The sequence below is a fragment of the Rhizobium sp. P1_E1 genome (genome assembly GCF_056406015.1).
This window is the reverse complement of sequence record NZ_JBFUAY010000055.1, coordinates 1-15,043: the sequence shown is the minus strand read 5'-3', so window position 1 is coordinate 15,043 and position 15,043 is coordinate 1. Positions and strand designations below refer to the sequence as shown.

Annotated in this window: 17 protein-coding genes and 1 pseudogene; 17 read left to right on the top strand and 1 reads right to left on the bottom strand. The window is 61.3% G+C overall.

Features of this window, described 5'->3' with window-relative positions; genetic code table 11:
• Nucleotides 1-10: 10 nt before the first annotated feature.
• The 12 genes from AC1D1Z_RS19165 to AC1D1Z_RS19110 all read left to right on the top strand — a co-directional run bounded on the left by AC1D1Z_RS19165 (nucleotide 11) and on the right by AC1D1Z_RS19110 (nucleotide 12,444).
• Nucleotides 11-322 (top strand): hypothetical protein, encoded by a 312-nt coding sequence (locus AC1D1Z_RS19165; protein ID WP_018449511.1) that lies wholly within the window; start codon nucleotides 11-13, stop codon nucleotides 320-322.
• A gap of 62 nt (nucleotides 323-384) precedes the next feature.
• Nucleotides 385-1,458: a hypothetical protein gene (locus tag AC1D1Z_RS19160; protein WP_446965670.1), complete on the top strand. Its 1,074-nt coding sequence runs from the start codon at nucleotides 385-387 to the stop codon at nucleotides 1,456-1,458.
• A 15-nt stretch (nucleotides 1,459-1,473) separates the two neighbouring features.
• Entirely contained in the window at nucleotides 1,474-2,448 is a 975-nt protein-coding gene (locus AC1D1Z_RS19155) for a phage major capsid protein (RefSeq protein WP_003557475.1), read from the top strand.
• Nucleotides 2,449-2,470: 22 nt separating this feature from the next.
• Nucleotides 2,471-3,256 (top strand): hypothetical protein, encoded by a 786-nt coding sequence (locus AC1D1Z_RS19150; protein WP_477851588.1) that lies wholly within the window; start codon nucleotides 2,471-2,473, stop codon nucleotides 3,254-3,256.
• A 10-nt stretch (nucleotides 3,257-3,266) separates the two neighbouring features.
• On the top strand, nucleotides 3,267-3,431 hold the full coding sequence (locus tag AC1D1Z_RS19145; RefSeq protein ID WP_477851587.1) for a hypothetical protein: 165 nt from the start codon (nucleotides 3,267-3,269) through the stop codon (nucleotides 3,429-3,431).
• Between the two features lie 60 nt (nucleotides 3,432-3,491).
• Nucleotides 3,492-4,055 (top strand): hypothetical protein, encoded by a 564-nt coding sequence (locus AC1D1Z_RS19140; RefSeq protein ID WP_222024184.1) that lies wholly within the window; start codon nucleotides 3,492-3,494, stop codon nucleotides 4,053-4,055.
• Between the two features lie 15 nt (nucleotides 4,056-4,070).
• On the top strand, nucleotides 4,071-4,769 hold the full coding sequence (locus AC1D1Z_RS19135; protein WP_477851586.1) for a phage adaptor protein: 699 nt from the start codon (nucleotides 4,071-4,073) through the stop codon (nucleotides 4,767-4,769).
• Nucleotides 4,766-6,589, top strand: coding sequence for a hypothetical protein (locus AC1D1Z_RS19130; RefSeq protein WP_477851585.1), 1,824 nt, complete (start codon nucleotides 4,766-4,768; stop codon nucleotides 6,587-6,589). The genes AC1D1Z_RS19135 and AC1D1Z_RS19130 overlap by 4 nt, the downstream gene beginning before the upstream one ends.
• Nucleotides 6,586-6,984 carry a GNAT family N-acetyltransferase gene (locus AC1D1Z_RS19125; RefSeq protein ID WP_477851584.1) on the top strand — a complete coding sequence of 133 codons (399 nt, stop codon included), beginning with the start codon at nucleotides 6,586-6,588 and terminating at the stop codon, nucleotides 6,982-6,984. Before AC1D1Z_RS19130 ends, AC1D1Z_RS19125 begins: the two co-directional genes overlap by 4 nt.
• On the top strand, nucleotides 6,968-7,969 hold the full coding sequence (locus AC1D1Z_RS19120; protein WP_477851583.1) for a tail fiber domain-containing protein: 1,002 nt from the start codon (nucleotides 6,968-6,970) through the stop codon (nucleotides 7,967-7,969). The genes AC1D1Z_RS19125 and AC1D1Z_RS19120 overlap by 17 nt, the downstream gene beginning before the upstream one ends.
• On the top strand, nucleotides 7,969-10,422 hold the full coding sequence (locus AC1D1Z_RS19115) for a lytic murein transglycosylase (protein ID WP_477851582.1): 2,454 nt from the start codon (nucleotides 7,969-7,971) through the stop codon (nucleotides 10,420-10,422). Before AC1D1Z_RS19120 ends, AC1D1Z_RS19115 begins: the two co-directional genes overlap by 1 nt.
• A gap of 21 nt (nucleotides 10,423-10,443) precedes the next feature.
• Complete coding sequence (locus AC1D1Z_RS19110) at nucleotides 10,444-12,444, top strand: hypothetical protein (RefSeq protein ID WP_477851581.1); 2,001 nt, start codon at nucleotides 10,444-10,446, stop codon at nucleotides 12,442-12,444.
• Here AC1D1Z_RS19110 and AC1D1Z_RS19105 read toward each other — a convergent pair.
• Nucleotides 12,406-12,648, bottom strand: a complete 243-nt coding sequence (locus AC1D1Z_RS19105) for a hypothetical protein (protein WP_246726157.1) — start codon at nucleotides 12,646-12,648, stop codon at nucleotides 12,406-12,408. The genes AC1D1Z_RS19110 and AC1D1Z_RS19105 overlap by 39 nt on opposite strands.
• Nucleotides 12,649-12,715: 67 nt before the next feature.
• Between AC1D1Z_RS19105 and AC1D1Z_RS19100 the strand changes: the two genes are divergently transcribed.
• The 5 genes and pseudogenes from AC1D1Z_RS19100 to AC1D1Z_RS19080 all read left to right on the top strand — a co-directional run.
• Nucleotides 12,716-13,849, top strand: coding sequence for a hypothetical protein (locus AC1D1Z_RS19100; protein WP_477851580.1), 1,134 nt, complete (start codon nucleotides 12,716-12,718; stop codon nucleotides 13,847-13,849).
• On the top strand, nucleotides 13,846-14,154 hold the full coding sequence (locus AC1D1Z_RS19095; RefSeq protein WP_477851579.1) for a hypothetical protein: 309 nt from the start codon (nucleotides 13,846-13,848) through the stop codon (nucleotides 14,152-14,154). The genes AC1D1Z_RS19100 and AC1D1Z_RS19095 overlap by 4 nt, the downstream gene beginning before the upstream one ends.
• A 13-nt stretch (nucleotides 14,155-14,167) precedes the next feature.
• The gene (locus AC1D1Z_RS19090) at nucleotides 14,168-14,674 is read left to right on the top strand and encodes a DUF7338 family protein (RefSeq protein WP_222349461.1); all 507 of its coding nucleotides are present in this window, start codon (nucleotides 14,168-14,170) and stop codon (nucleotides 14,672-14,674) included.
• 23 nt (nucleotides 14,675-14,697) lie between these two features.
• Nucleotides 14,698-14,952, top strand: a complete 255-nt coding sequence (locus AC1D1Z_RS19085) for a DUF7940 domain-containing protein (protein ID WP_477851578.1) — start codon at nucleotides 14,698-14,700, stop codon at nucleotides 14,950-14,952.
• Nucleotides 14,927-15,043 (top strand): annotated as a pseudogene (locus tag AC1D1Z_RS19080) (lysozyme); the annotation flags it as partial. The gene AC1D1Z_RS19085 and the pseudogene AC1D1Z_RS19080, both read left to right, overlap by 26 nt.

The following is a 15,043-nucleotide window of genomic DNA, read 5'->3' as shown; positions in this document are numbered from 1 at the left end:
GAGTGAAAGCATGAGAGAACGCTATTGCCGCGTCTGCGGCGGCTGGCACCAACTCGACGAGTGGCCGCACAACTGCATGCCGGTAAAGAGCCAGGCGCGGTCCGATCTGCCGGCGCCGCATTTCGTCAGCGACGCCATCGATATCCAGTCGATGCATGACGGAAGGCATTACACCTCGAAAGCCAAGCTGCGCTCCGCCTACCGGGCGGCCGGCGTGGTCGAGATCGGCAACGAAAAGCCGCAGCCGATCGAGAAGCCGAAAACGGATCGCAACGAGATCCGCAAGGAGCTGCGGCGAGTTCACGCCGAATACAACGCCTAGAACCAACCGCTCTAACCTTTTGTTTTTACGGGCATCAATCCCCGACAAAGGAAGTTTCCGACATGGATATGGAAGACCTGAACGAGGCCGGCAACGGCAGCGAAGATTTTGGCACGTTCGACGATAAGCCGGTGAGCATTCGCGACAGCCTGAAAGCGGCGATCGACACCGTCGAGGGCAATGGACCAGGCGATATCACCGGCCAGCCGCGCGATGGGGAAAACGGCCGCTTCCTGGCCAAGGGGCAGGAGCAGGCCGCCACAGCGGCGAGGGCAAGGCAGCCGCCCGCCGCAAACGCCGCTCAGCAGACGCCCCAAGCACAGACCCAGATGCAGACCCGTGAACAGCCCGCAAGCATCGCCAGCCGGGTTCCACCCGGCTGGTCGGCGGAAGCCAAGGCGCAATTCGGAGGCCTTCCGAGTGAGGTGCAGGCGGCGATCGCCAAGCGCGAACAGGAGGTCGATAACGGCTTCCGCGTCCTGCAGGATTACAAGGGGCTCGAGGAGTTCACGCCGCTCATCCGCCAGGCCGGCATGACCCATGCCGATGTCATGCGCCGGGCGATCGACTGGGAAAAGGCGCTCATCCACGACCCGGTCAACACCGTCGTTCACGTCGCCAGGATGGCCGGGGTCAATCTTCATGCCCTCGTCAATGGTCAGATGGGGGAGGTCCTGCAGCGCAATCCGCAGCAGGCCGGACCACACCAAGGAGGGCCGCAGCCTCGATCCATCAATGTCGAGGCGACGGTCGAACATGTTCTCAGGAAAAGGGACACCGAAACTCAAGTCGATGCCTTCCTTTCCGACCCGGCAAACGCGCACGCCGATGATGTGCTGGACGACATGATCGCCCTTATCAACGCAGGGCGTGCATCGTCGCTTCAGGACGCCTACGACGCCGCATGCTGGATGCGCCCGGACATTCGCCAGCAGTTGATCAGCCAGACTGCGCCGGCGCCCGTCCGAGAACAGCAAGCCCAGAGGGCAGCAGCGGCAGATCAAGCCCGCCGCGCCTCGCGATCCATCTCTGGATCTTCCGCCCCGGGCCCGACCCGCGATGCGGCAAGAGGCCAGCCCACTTCAATCCGAGACTCGCTTCGCGACGCCATGCGCTCCGCGCGCGGTCAAGTTTGATCAAAGGAATGATCAATGCCCATTTCGCCCAACCTCTCTGAAATCGTGACCACGACGCTGCGCAACCGCAGCGGCACGGTCGCCGACGACGTGACGAAGAACAACGGTCTTCTCACCCGTCTGAACAGCCGCGGCCGCAAGAAACCCATCTCCGGCGGCCGCACCATCGTGCAGGAACTGCAGTACCAGGAAAACAGCACCTTCAAGCGCTATTCCGGCTACGATATCCTCAACGTCCAGCCCTCCGACGTCATCACCGCTGCCGAATACGACCTCAAGCAGGCCGCGGTCGCCGTCTCGATGTCCGGCCTCGAACAGCTGCAGAACTCAGGCGAGGATGCGATCCTCGACCTGCTCGAGCAGCGCATCGAGAATGCCGAAACCACGCTGAAAAACAACATCGCGCTTGACTGCTATTCCGATGGCACGGCCGATGGCGGGCGTCAGATCGGCGGCCTGCAGCTGCTGGTCTCGACGTCTCCGACGTCCGGCACTGTCGGCGGCATTTCGCGCGCCACCTGGGGTTTTTGGCGCAACCAGAAATTCTCGGCCTCGGCCGACGGCGGCGCGGCCGCCACGAATGCGAACATCCAGAGCTACATGAACCGGCTCTACATGTCCTGCGTTCGCGGCTCCGACGCGCCTGATCTTGTCGTCGCCGACAACAACTTCTTCCGCCTCTACTGGGARTCKCTSCAGGCRATCCAGCGCATCACCTCGGCGGACAAGGGCATGGCCGGCTTCCAGTCGCTGCARTACATGGGCGCCGACGTGATCTTCGACGGCGGCTTCGGCGGCGGTGCGCCSCTCAACCAGATGTTCTTYCTGAACACCAARTAYCTGTTCTACCGCCCGCACCGCGACCGCGACATGGCTCCGATCGGCGACGAGCGCATGAACACCAACCAGGACGCCTTCGTGCAGCTSATGGGCTTYGCCGGCAACCTCACCATGAACAACGCCTTCCTGCAGGGCGTGTTGTTCGCCTGATCGAACGAAAGGATCAACTCCAATGACCATCGCAATTTCTCAGACCGATCGTCTTGGCGCGAACCCGTTCGTCGTCGAAGGCCCGATCGTTGCCGGCTCCGGTATTCCGGGTCCGAACTTCTCCCTCGGCACTGTTGCCGGTGGAGACCGCGAATCCGAATGGGTTTATTGYCAGCTGGTGCTGGCCTCGCAGACGACCCTTCAGCCCGGCCAATGGTTCCAGTGGACCAGGGATTATGTCGCCTCGCTGCTGACCACGGCCGCCGCCGTCGTCGGCAATCGTTGCGGCGTCTTCGCTGGTGCAAGCCAGGCGCCGACGCAGTCCGGTGGACCGGCACAGGCCATCAGTCTTGCGGCCGGCACTTATTACGTCTGGCTGCAGCGCAATGGCCAGGCTCCGGCTCTGGTGACCACGGCAACGGCAGCGCTTGTCGTCGCGGAAACCACAGCGACGGCCGGCCTCGCCAATGCTCCGGCGTCGGCCACAGCGACCACCAAGGCAATCGCGAATGTGAATTTCGCGGCGGCCAACCAGACCTTCACGGCAACCACGGTCAACGGCTCCAACCAGCTGACCGCACTCGGAAACGTCAGCCCCGCAGGAGGCCCGTTCATCGGCGCCGCCATCTCGGGCACCGGCATTCCGGGTGCCACCACAATCAGCGGGATCACCTACACCCCCTCGGGCACGATCCAGAGCATCACCATGTCCGCCAACGCAACGGCCAACGGCACAGCCATCACCGTCACAGCAACGGGCGTGCTCGAAGCTACGCTGATGCGCCCCTTCCTGTCGAAGGTGAACTAAGGAGGCTGAAATGTCCCTGATGAATGAACTTCACAAGAAAATCGCTGCCGATCGCAAGGCCGGCCGCGACATCTCACCGGTGATCGAGGAACTCATCCTGATGGTCGCCGAGAAGGTCGAGCAGCCGACCGCCAAGAAGGCAGCCCCCGCAAAGTCGACCGACACCAGCAAGTGATCAATGGCGGGCGCTTCGGCGCCCGTTTCCTTTCCCCGCCATCAACAGCGAGACAGCACCATGGCCGACAGCAACACCGGAATTTATGCCTCCTTCAGCCTCGAACCAGTCGAACAGACCTTTCTGACGGAGAAGGAAGGGCGCCCAATCTTCGCCGATAAGGAATTTGTCCGGATCTTCATCGCCGGCGACAAGCACACCGAGGTTTACCGCGAGGTGACCGAGAACGATAAACTCCGCTTTTCCGACTCCTACAAGCGCTTCAAGGAAGGCGCCGAGGCTCGCGAACAGCTTGTCGGCACTCCGCTCGCGCAATGGGCTTTCCTGAAGCCCAGCCAGATCAAGGAGCTGGAAGCGATCAACATCTACACCGTCGAGCAGCTCGCCGCGCTCTCCGACACTGCGAAGCAGAAGATCGGCATGGGTGCAAACGAGCTCGTCGCCGCCGCGCAAGGCTATCTTGCATCCGCCCAGGACTCCCGGGCCGCTTCGGCATTTGCCGCTGAGAACGAGCGTCTCAAGGACGAAGTTGGCCGCCTGCAGGATCAGATGAAGGAAATGGCCACTCGTTTCGAAGCGATGGAAAAAGAACGCCAAGGTGGCCGCGGCCGCGCAGCAGCCTAATCCGGAGATCCGCGCATGTCGCTCTTGACCATCATCCAGAACGTCTGCGCGGAAATCGACCTCGATCCGCCGACGGCTGTCATGTCGTCGGCTGACCCGCAAGTAAGGCAGCTGCAGATCCTGTCCTATCGCGCCGGCAAGGATCTGTTGAAGGATCACGACTGGTCCGCACTGTCGACCGCGCGGAATTTCACAGCGACCGGGGCAATCCCCGAGCCGACAGAGCCGCCGGCGGACTTCCAGCGCTTCGTCGCCAATTCGGTGATCTGGAACACGTCACGGCTCTGGCAGCTTAACGGTCCCGTCGAGCCCCAGACATGGGAGAGGAACACCATCCTCAACTCGAGCCCGGTCCCGCAACTCTGGCGCATGCTTGGCGGCAAGCTGGCAATTTTCCCGAACGATGTCAGCGAGGGGATGCGCTACGAATACGTCTCGAAATATTGGATCGCGGTCAACGGCGGCACGACCTATGCCGAGAATTGGGCGAACGATACCGACACGGCGCGTTTCCCGGAAGACCTCGTCGAGCTTTCGCTGATCTGGCGCTGGAAGCGTGCGAAGGGCCTGGACTACGGCGAAGAGCTCGAAAACTACGAACGTGCCAAAGAGGCAGCAGTCGGCGCCGATCGCGCCGCGCAGCCCGTCAGTCTGTCGATGCCGAACCGCGGCGAAGTCCCCGAAAACTACTGGCCCGGCACCATCACGGTATGACCAGAAAACCCGTTCCCCCAAATGGGCGCACCGGCCGCGTTTCGCGCAGCAAAGACTGGATCGCGCCGATTGGTGGCTGGCGAACCGATGTCGAGATGGCCGACATGCCGAAGGACGCGGCGTTCCAGTTGGATAACTTCTTTCCAGAGGCAAACCGCGTCCGCGCCCGGTATGGCAATATCGCCTTTGCAACGGGTCTTGCGGCCAACGTTCAGACGATCATTCCATATGTCGGGGTGAGCAATCGTCTATTTGCCGCTGCCGGCGCCAAGATTTTCGACGTGACGGCCGGGGGAGTGGTGGGGGCCGCAGTCGTGTCCGGCCTCTCCAGTGCGCGCTGGTCGGTGCAGCAATACACCAACCCGGCCGGCCAAGAGTATCTGCGGATGGTCAACGGCCTTGATCTGCCGCTGCTCTACAACGGCACGACGTGGACGAACAACATGCTGGTCGGCACGGCAACGCTCGCCACGCAGAACGTTTCGGTTAAGGCTGTGCAGTATACGTTGAGCTTCTTCGGCACCGGCTCCGTCACTCTTTCCGGCGCCTTCGCGGGCGTGCTCAACGGAACGGGCGTCGGCAACCGCGTTTCTCTGACGTTCACACCGGCAGCCGGCACGCTGACACTCACGGTGGCCGGTTCGGTGACCAACGCCCAATTGGAAACCGGCGCAGTGGCAACGCCCTATGTCTCATCGACGATGATCACCGGCATTTCGGATTCGTCGCTGCTGATCGCCGTCACCGCCTATCGCTCGCGCCTGTGGTTCATCGAGAAGAATTCGACCAATGTCTGGTATCTCGCCACCGACGCCGTCAGCGGCACGGCGACGGTGCTGCCGATCGGCGGCAACATGAAGTACGGCGGCACGCTGGTCGGGATCGGGGTCTGGACGATTCCTGTCTCCACTGGCCTGCAGCAGTGCCTTGTCCTCATGTCCTCCGAGGGCGAGATCATCGTCTATCAGGGTTCAGATCCGTCCAGCTCATCCAATTGGGGATTGCTCGGCACGTTCAAGCTCGGGCGCCCGCTTGGTACCGATCGCTGCTTTCTGTCTGTCGGCGCTGATCTGGCGATCATGACGACCGACGGTATCGTGCCGATCACCAAAGCGGTGCAGCTCGATCGCGGTGCAACGAGCCTCGGGGCGATCACCGCTAAGATCGGCCCTACCTGGCGTGAGACAGTGATGACGGCCGGCACGACTTCGGACGAATGGCAGCTTGCGAGCTTTCCTTCTCGACAGATGGCCATCGTCAATCTGCCGTCGTCTCTCGGGCCATATCAGTACGTCATGAATACGGAAACAGGCGCATGGTGCCGCTTCGTTGGGCTTGCGGCCTCCTGCTGGGGGAACTGGCAGGATCGGCTATTCTTCGGCGCGGCTGATGGTTCGGTTTACGAAGCTGAAGTCGGGGCAAATGACAACGGCGCGGCGATCGACGCTATCATGGTGGGGGCATGGAGCCGCTACGGCGAAGACCTGGCGACCAAATTTTCGAAGCTGATCGGGGTGACGGCGCAGATCGGTGTTTCGACGCTGATGTATGCCGGCATGTCGTTCGACTACCAAACGAAGATACCGACGGCGCTTCTGTCGGCCATCGAAAATAATGCGGCGGCAAAGTGGGGCTCTGCGATTTGGGGTGTCTCAAAATTCCCCGGTACAGCGGTTGTTCGGAAATTTGCGTCAGCAGGTGGCGCCGGATCAGCGCTCGCGCCGACGATCCGGGCGCTGATATCGGGTTCTTCGGGGTCAGTATCGGAAGCGGCCGTCGTCGGCGGTTCGGTCCTTTATGAGAAGGGTGCGCCGATTTGATCGTCACCGAACCGCGCGAGGATATCGCGGCATGGGTCGGGGGCAAGATCGGGGTGGCCTTCCATCAGCCGTTTACAGCCATGGCGCAGGTCCAAGGCGGCCGGATTATCGCCGCCTACGTCTTCAACGTCTGGACGGAGCATGACGTCGAGGTCTCGCTTGCTGCCGATCGGCTTTCGGCAACACTGATGCGGGCAGTCTTTCGATATGTCGTCGACCAGCTTGGATGCCGCCGAGCGACATTCAGGACGCGTGCCGACAACATAGCTGCTCAGCAGGCGCTGGAAAGACTCGGCGCGCGTCTGGAGGGTCGCCAGACGGCGTACTTCGGCGACTGTGACGCGCTGCTCTATGGAATCTTGAAAGAGGACTTCCCCTATGGTCTCCACGCCTAAGGCGCCGAAAGCGCCCGACCCGACACAGACCGCGGCGGCGCAGACAGCGACGAACGTGGACACTGCTATTGCCAACGCTGGCCTCAGCCATACGAACCAGTACACGCCCGACGGCTCGCTGGAATACAAGGTCACCGGCAATACGACGATGACCGACCAGAACGGCAAGACCTACCAACTGCCGACCTATTCAGCCTATCAGAAATATTCTCCGCAAAATCAGGCGATCTACGACCAGACGCAACAGACGCAGCTTGGCCTATCGAAATTGGCGAACGAGCAGACCGGCAAGATTTCGGGCATCCTCGGGACGAATGTCGATCTCAGCGCGGGCAACGTTGACAAATACGTCAACGACCATTGGCAGTCCGGCTTCAACAACCAGTGGGACCGCGATCAGGCGAGCCTCGACCAGAGCCTTGCCGACAAGGGCATTTCGATGGGCTCGGCCGCCTATAACAATGCGCTACGCGATTTTTCGACGCGCAAGCAGGCCGCATCCGACCAATATCTCGGCGACATGTATTCGAATGCGCAGAACTCGATCCTGACCGAGCGAAACCAGCCGCTGAACGAAATCTCGGCGCTGATGTCGGGCTCGCAGGTCAATCAGCCGAACTATGTCAATTCACCGACGACGCAGTTGCCGACGGTCGACCAGGCCGGACTGATCAATGAGAACTACAATCAGCAGATGGGTGCTTATAACCAGCAGGTAGCGAAGTCGAACGCGGCGATGGGCGGTCTCTTCGGTCTCGGTTCATCACTGTTGGGCGGCTGGGCAATGTCCGATCGCCGGCTGAAGCGCGACGTTCACCAAATCGGCGTCACGGAAGCGGGCATCCCAATCCACGAATACGAATATGTCTTCGGCGGCGGCCGGCAGGTTGGCGTCATGGCCGATGAGGTCGAGCGTGTCTTCCCTGATGCCGTCGCGGAAGGCCCGGGCGGCTTTAAGATGGTCAACTACGCGGGAGTGCTGTGATGGGTTTCATCTTCGGCGGCGATACCGGCCAATCGCAGGAAAGTGTCACCGACGCCCGCAAGCGCTTGGCGGCTGCAATGCTTCAGCAGGGCACTAACACCGGACCAATTCAATCGCCGTGGGAAGGCGCTGCACGCATGGCTCAGGCGCTAATGGGCGGTCTTGCCATCCGCAAGCAGGGCGAGGCAGAACAGGCAGGTTTGGCCGAAGGGATGGCAGCGCTGACGGGGCAGCCTTATACCCCGCCTGAGAAGCCGTCCGGGTTCCTGTCGTCGATCTTCGGCGGCAACAAGGATGCCAATCCCGGCGCTACCGGCTCGTCCATGCCGAAGGTGGATGCATCAGGGAATATCGCCGCCACACCGACAAATAGCGCGCTGCCTGGATCGTTCCTGGCGGCCGTCGACAGGACGGAAGGCGCTGGGGATTACGACACTCTCTTCGGCCACGCTCAGAAGAATGGCCCCTTTGCCGGCACAGCCATCTCGCAGATGCCCATCAGGGATGTTCTGGCCTTCACCGATCCGAGCGGGCCTTATGCCCAATACGTCAAGGGCAAGGTCGGCCGTGTCGCAACGCCCGTTGGCAAGTATCAGACGGTAGGCACGACGTTGCGAGGCGCAGTGGGTGCGCTCGGGCTTGATCCCAACTTGCCGTATGACCAAGGCACTCAAGATCGGGTCGCATCCTATCTCGCCCGTCAGCGTATTGCGTCGGCCGATACACTGCCAGGGCAGATCAGCGCACTTCGGTCGGAATGGGAGGGTTTCAAGAACGTCCCGGATTCCGAAATGGCGCAGATCGTGGCAGATCTGCAGTCCGGTGGCGGTGCTCCCGGTGCGCAGGTTGCCGCTGCCAATCCCGCCGCTGGCATGCCCTCCGCACCGCCGATCCAGCCGCCGCCGGTCAATCCTCCCGCACCTCCTCCGCAGCCTGGCTATGTCGATCCGATGGTAGCGCCGAACGCTGCGCCTCCTATGCCGCAAGCGGCTGCCCCGGGCGAAGTTGCAAGCCTCGATCCATCGATCGGCATTCCCATGCCCGGCGCAACAGGCCAGATGCGAGCATCCGCACCGGCACAGCCCATGCCGCCACAGGCTGGGCCGCAAGCTGCGTTGCCTCCTCTGCCGCCTTCCACGGTAGGCCCGACGCCCAACGTCGCCAGCGTGCTGCCTGTGGGTATGCCGCAGATCCCGCCCGAGTTTCAGAACAGCCAGCAGCTCATGAATGCCGATCCTAACAAAGGCATTCTCACGGCGCTGCTCAGCGGTTCTCCTGCATCGCCGGAGCAGGTTCAGCAGGCGCAAGCAAGCGGACAGAACCAGCCGGCCCCGGCTCGTCTTGCAGCGGCACTGGACGGCGCATCGCCACAGCAGACTGCAAACCCGATGGCGAACCCACGCGCCCAGGCCCTCGTCAAAGTGCTGATGAACCCGAACGCTCCGGGGCCGATGAAGCAGATGGCCGCGCAATCGCTTCAGACCCTGATGAAGCCGCCCGAATACGGTTTCCAGACGCTGCCGGATGGGACCGTCTTGCGCAGCGATCCGCGCTCCGGAACTGTGCAGCCGATTTATCAGAGCACGCCGAAGCCGATAGAGGTCAACGGTCGCCTCGTCGGCGCCGACGGCAAGGTTATCGCCGATTTCAGCAATGGTCAGTGGGAGCGAATGAGTGACGGCACGCTCTACAACAAGAGCACCGGCGAAATCAGGCAAGCCCCTGGAGGCGCCGGCGGCGAGAAATATTACGGCTCGACCGTCCCTTACTACGACAAGGATGGGAACCTTCGATATCGCCAGTTGGGCGACAAGGGCGGTGGCAAGGATCTGGATTTCGGGCCCGGAGCCACGGCGGCGCCGACGACGCGCACCGTCGATACCGGCACGGAACTGATCACCCTCGGCCCTGGCGGCCAGGAAGTGAAGCGCACCACGAAGGAGAATTATGAGGCAGCGAAAGACACCGCGCAGGGCGGCACTGAAGGCAAGGCTGCTGGCGAAGCAGTCTCGTCGCTTCCAGCGGATCTGATGCAGGCGGACCAGACGATCAAGAACATCGATGAGTTGCTGACCAGCAAGGGGCTAAATTCGATCGTCGGTTCGGTCGACCAGTTCCGGCCTTCCTGGACAATGGGGGCTGACGGTCGCGATGCTCTCACACGCCTCAAGCAGCTTCAGGGCGGTGCGTTCCTGCAGGCTTATGGGCTTCTCAAAGGCGGTGGCCAAATCACCGAGGTCGAGGGCGGCAAGGCTCAGGATGCCATGGCGCGCATGGATCGCTCGCTTGATGAGCCGCATTTCCGGGCTGCTCTGAAGGACTTCCGTGATGCTGTGGAGCAGGGCGTTGCCAAAATGAAGGAGCGGGCAAAGGTGGCAGCACCATCAGCGCCTGCCGACCCGGCCGTTGTCCCGACCGATGTCCCGGGYGTCACCATTCGAAGGAGACAGTAAATGCCAACATACACTGTCGAGGTGAACGGCGAGACCTTCGATATCGATGCTCCTAATGATGACGCTGTGCGCGCCGCGGTGCGCCAGCTTCAGGGGCAACAGCCTGCCGCAGCTGCGGCGCCCCAGCCGGTGAGCTCCACGCCGCAGGCCGAGAAATCGACGCTTGAGAAGGTGACAGGCAACATCAACTCGTTCGGTCAAGGCATCGTCGACATGGTCGGGATGGGCTATGCCGATGAGATTGGTGCCGGCATCGACTATGCGGGCTCTCATGTTTTGCCATGGCGCGATGCAAAGACCTACGATCAAGCTTTGGCGGATACTCGTGGAGAGCAGGAACAGGCCTACGAGGAGCATCCGGCAGCCAACATCGCAGGCAAGGTAACAGGCGCGCTATGGGGTGCCAGCCGCCTCGCCAAGGCTGGACTCTCTCCAACTGCCAACGCCATCAAAGCCGAGGCAGGGCTTGGGAGAGTAACCGCAGCCTCGGCCAAGGAAGGTTCTATCCTCGGGGCCATCTCAGGTTTCGGAAACGGGGAGGATGGCCTCGGAAATAGGTTGGTAAACGCGGGAGTTGGCGGCGGTTTGGGACTCGGGATCGGAGCCGTTGCGCCGGCAGCCGTTGCCGGCCTCACGCAGGTTGTCAAATCTGCTGCTGCGCCGCTCATTGCGCCGTTCGCACCGGACGGATATGTGCGCGATGCGCTTGCCACGGCCCTGAGGCGTGCCGGCCAGACCCCCGAAGGCATAACCAACAACATGCGTGCTGCTACGGCTGACGGCCAGGACATGTTCAACGTCGCTGACGCCATGGGCTACACCGGTGAGCGGCTAATGTCGACTTCCACCCGTGTTCCGCATGATAACCGGCAGCCGCTTGCTGAAGCTTTGATGGCGCGGCAGGCAGGGCAGGGCGAGCGGCTTGCGAACAATCTCGCGGAAGGCTTCGATACCTTTGATACGGCCGGGCGTCGGATCGTTGACCGCACGGCGCAGCGCACCGCGGAGGCAAACGAGCTCTACCCAGCCGCCCGCGCAAATGCGGGCCCGGTCAACGTCACGCCCGTTCTCGAAGAGATCGACAGGACGATCCGCCCGGGCGTCAACCAGATGGTCAATCCTCGTGATCGAATTGCTAACGACTCGATCGAGGGCGCTTTGACGCGGGTTCGTTCCATGCTGTCAGACGGCAATTCCCAAGTGACCGACTTCGACACGTTGTTCAGGGCAAAGTTGGATCTGGATGACATGATCCAACGAGCAGAAGCGCAAGGGGCCGGCAATCGCGCGCACTACCTGTCGCGCGTTCAGGGGATGGTCGACCAAGCGCTTGCCGATGCTTCCGAGGGATATGTAGGTGCCCGGGACGCATTTGCCCGTGCCTCGCGCCGGATCGATGCCGTTGACGCGGGCAGCGCAGCAAGCCGCATATCCCGCAGGGCTCAGGACACCATTCCCGAGTTCGAGGCTATGCCTCCCGGCGAACAGGTGGATTTCCGCGCCGGCTACATCGACCCGCTGATCGCCCGCTTGGAGGGAGCGTCTTCGTCCCCAACGACGAACAAAGCTCGAATGCTGCAGACGCCGAAGTTTGAAGCCGAACTTCCTGCGTTCGCCGCTCCGGGGCGGGGAGGACAGCTTGCAGACCGCATCGCCCGCGAACAGACCATGTTCCGGACAGCAAACGCGGCGCTAGGCAATTCGAAGACGGCCGACAATCTAGCGGACGCCGCGGACATGAACCAGTTCGACCCGGCGGTTATCGGGCGTCTGGTGCGGGGCGACCCGATCGGCGCGATTACAACAGGTCTTTCGAAGGCCCTCGGAACCTTGACCGGGCAGCCGCCATCCGTTGTGGAGCGACTTTCGCGCGTGCTGATGGAGACGAACCCAGACGTGGCGCTTGATGTATTGCAGGCAGGGACACAGCAGCTGTCGCGGAACGATCAGTTAAGGGCGCGGCTCGTGTCCGCGCTGGTGGAATCAGGAGCCGCCGGAGTTCCGAGACTTACTGCGCCATGAGTCAGGGATCTTGTTGCCGGTGATCTCGATCGCCCAGGCAACAACGCATCCGCCTATGCCAGCGCCGAGCGAAAGCGATACCCAGTCGATCGAACGAGTGAACAGGTTGAGCAGGAAAATTCCTAATACGACAGCGAACGTCGATTTCCACGGGCCGGGGCCGCGGTCGAGCTTCGGTTCATCTGGGTCGTGATCGATCTGCATGCGCAACCAATACTACACCATTGAGGGCCTCGCAATTCGTGGGGCCTTCTCTTCTTGGAGAAGGTGAATGCCCAGAAATTCCTCAGGCGTATATTCAAAGCCAGCCGGAACCACACCTTCCGTCGGCCAGGTCATCGACCCCGTACCGTGGAACGCGCTGACCACCGACCTCGGCAACGAAATCACCAACTCGCTACCGCGTGATGGGTCGGCTCCGATGACGGCGCCGCTGAAGAACGCCGACGGCACGCAAGCGCAGCCTTCAGTTACGTTCTCTTCGGACATCACGACCGGCATGTATCGCAAGGCGTCCGGTGTCGGCGCCCTGGTTGCCGGCGGTTCCGAAATCCTGAATTGGTCAGGCTCTGGCGTCAGTGTCACGGGCAATTTCTCGACCTCTGGCGTCCTTAAGGGGCGTCTCGACTACGCCGAGAAAAGCGGAAATTATCTCGCCGTAGCGGCTGATGCCGGATCTACCCTTCGCTTCACCGCTACGGCTACTCTATCGCTCACCGCGTCTGCAACATTGGCCTCTGGGTGGTCGGTCGACGTCTTCGCCTATGGCGGTGACGTCACGATAGCCCCGAATGGCACTGAAGCCATCAACGGTATTGCCACCCCTCTCGTGGTCAAGCAGGGTCGAAAGCTGACGCTGTATTGCGATGGTGTGGGCTTTTATACAGCAGTCCCTGGGGCGTGGGAGACGATCGGCGAAAATAGTGCGTCTGCAGCTGCGGCAGTCACTGTTACGAATTTGAGCGCTTTTAAACGGCTTCGCATCACCGGCTACATGCAACCAGCGACCGCTGCTCAATTGTTACTGAGGACAAGCGTGAACAACGGCAGTTCTTTTGATCAAAACAGCGGCGACTACACGTGGTACGCAGTTTATGGAAATGGAACTGCCGCAGCTTCCGTCAATGGAACTTCGACGGCCGTTGGGGTCGGCGCTGGCGGTACGACAAATAATGCTGATCTGAGCGGCGGCATACAATTCGAAATTACGATGGAGAATTTCAACAAAGGTAGAAGCACAAAGGGTTTGATCACCTTTGGAAACATCGCCGGTTCAAATAACTTCGCTGTGGGCACGATCCAATTTCTAAGAAACGGCATTATTGCCAGGAATGCCTTTCAGCTCATTACAGCTGGTGCAGTCAATGCTTTCTGGGAGGTTTTGGTCGAGGGGGTACGCGGATGAAAATCCTTGTTAATGGTGAAGAAGTCGAGCTGACCCCGAGCGAAGCCGCCGAACTTGCGGCAAGTGCGGTTGTCGCGGCGCCGACAGATTATTGGGTCCCCAAATTGACGGTCGTTCAGCGATTGACTGACGAAGAAGCGGAGACCGTCTATCCGGCGATGTCCGCGATGCCGGCGAAGCTTCGGTTCGTCTGGGATACCGCGTCGGAAATTCGCTCCGACAGCGAATTCTTCGGCACGCTTCAGGCCTTTCTGACTGGCACCATTGGCCCCGATCGCGCCGCCCAAGTTCTGCAGCCAGAATAGCGGAGGTGCGGCGATGATCTTCCGCTATCTCCTCTATTTTCCGGTGAACCTCGCGTTCGTGCTGCTGTCATATCTTCTGTCACCCGCACTTGCCGCCATATCTCTGCTGACCGGCCCGCGGCTCCCCGGCATCCTGCAATGGTTCTCCACGCTCGACGCCGATCTGGACGGCGGCATATCCCAGCGGGTGAAGGGATATAAGCCCGATCTCACCGGCTTGGATCTCTGGTGGCAACGAACCTGCTGGATATGCCGTAACCCAGCTCACGGATGGCAGTCGGAACTGCTCGGCATGCCGGCGTTCGGAACTATCATCGCCCAGCAGTGGATTAGCGAACACCCGAAGCAGCAATTTTACCTGATGCAAACGGCGAGGGGCGTCCGGTTCTTCTGCTTCAAGCGTGATCAGCCCCTCATCGGCGGCTTTTACCTCAAGATCTGGGTTGGCTGGGTGAACAAGCCCTACGACGGCCGGAACCATCACTACGCATTCCAGATCGGGCCTAAGCGCCGGTCGTAACCATCCACATCTGGAGCCTTCCCATGCTCGTCCATAACTGGCGCGAGGTGCTGAAACGCGCCTGGAGCGTCCGCCTCATGGTGCTTGCGCTCGTCTTCATCGTCCTTGAGCCGATCTACACCTTCGTGGCCGCCACCTGGGTAGCGGAGAACATCTACATCCAGCTTGGGATGTCGATTGTCACCGGGCTCATCACCGTCGCGGCGATCATCGCCCGCATCTTCGTCCAGCAAAAAGTTTCAGGAGATCTGAATGGCAAACCGCCTACAGAAGGGTAGTGCTGCGGCTGCAATGGCTGTTGCGCTCGTCGGCAGCTTCGAAGGCCTACGACAGAACGCCTATCCCGATCCCGCGACGCGAGGTCAACCC

What these genes read in the sequence shown, in the direction of transcription:
- AC1D1Z_RS19120 (WP_477851583.1), top strand. Translation starts at nt 6,968, where the DNA reads ATGGTCTCCACGCCTAAGGCGCCGAAAGCGCCCGACCCGACACAGACC.
- AC1D1Z_RS19140 (WP_222024184.1), top strand. Translation starts at nt 3,492, where the DNA reads ATGGCCGACAGCAACACCGGAATTTATGCCTCCTTCAGCCTCGAACCA.
- AC1D1Z_RS19165 (WP_018449511.1), top strand. Translation starts at nt 11, where the DNA reads ATGAGAGAACGCTATTGCCGCGTCTGCGGCGGCTGGCACCAACTCGAC.
- AC1D1Z_RS19145 (WP_477851587.1), top strand. Translation starts at nt 3,267, where the DNA reads ATGTCCCTGATGAATGAACTTCACAAGAAAATCGCTGCCGATCGCAAG.
- AC1D1Z_RS19105 (WP_246726157.1), bottom strand. Translation starts at nt 12,648, where the DNA reads ATGCAGATCGATCACGACCCAGATGAACCGAAGCTCGACCGCGGCCCC.
- AC1D1Z_RS19135 (WP_477851586.1), top strand. Translation starts at nt 4,071, where the DNA reads ATGTCGCTCTTGACCATCATCCAGAACGTCTGCGCGGAAATCGACCTC.
- AC1D1Z_RS19085 (WP_477851578.1), top strand. Translation starts at nt 14,698, where the DNA reads ATGCTCGTCCATAACTGGCGCGAGGTGCTGAAACGCGCCTGGAGCGTC.
- AC1D1Z_RS19095 (WP_477851579.1), top strand. Translation starts at nt 13,846, where the DNA reads ATGAAAATCCTTGTTAATGGTGAAGAAGTCGAGCTGACCCCGAGCGAA.
- AC1D1Z_RS19160 (WP_446965670.1), top strand. Translation starts at nt 385, where the DNA reads ATGGATATGGAAGACCTGAACGAGGCCGGCAACGGCAGCGAAGATTTT.
- AC1D1Z_RS19090 (WP_222349461.1), top strand. Translation starts at nt 14,168, where the DNA reads ATGATCTTCCGCTATCTCCTCTATTTTCCGGTGAACCTCGCGTTCGTG.
- AC1D1Z_RS19100 (WP_477851580.1), top strand. Translation starts at nt 12,716, where the DNA reads ATGCCCAGAAATTCCTCAGGCGTATATTCAAAGCCAGCCGGAACCACA.
- AC1D1Z_RS19130 (WP_477851585.1), top strand. Translation starts at nt 4,766, where the DNA reads ATGACCAGAAAACCCGTTCCCCCAAATGGGCGCACCGGCCGCGTTTCG.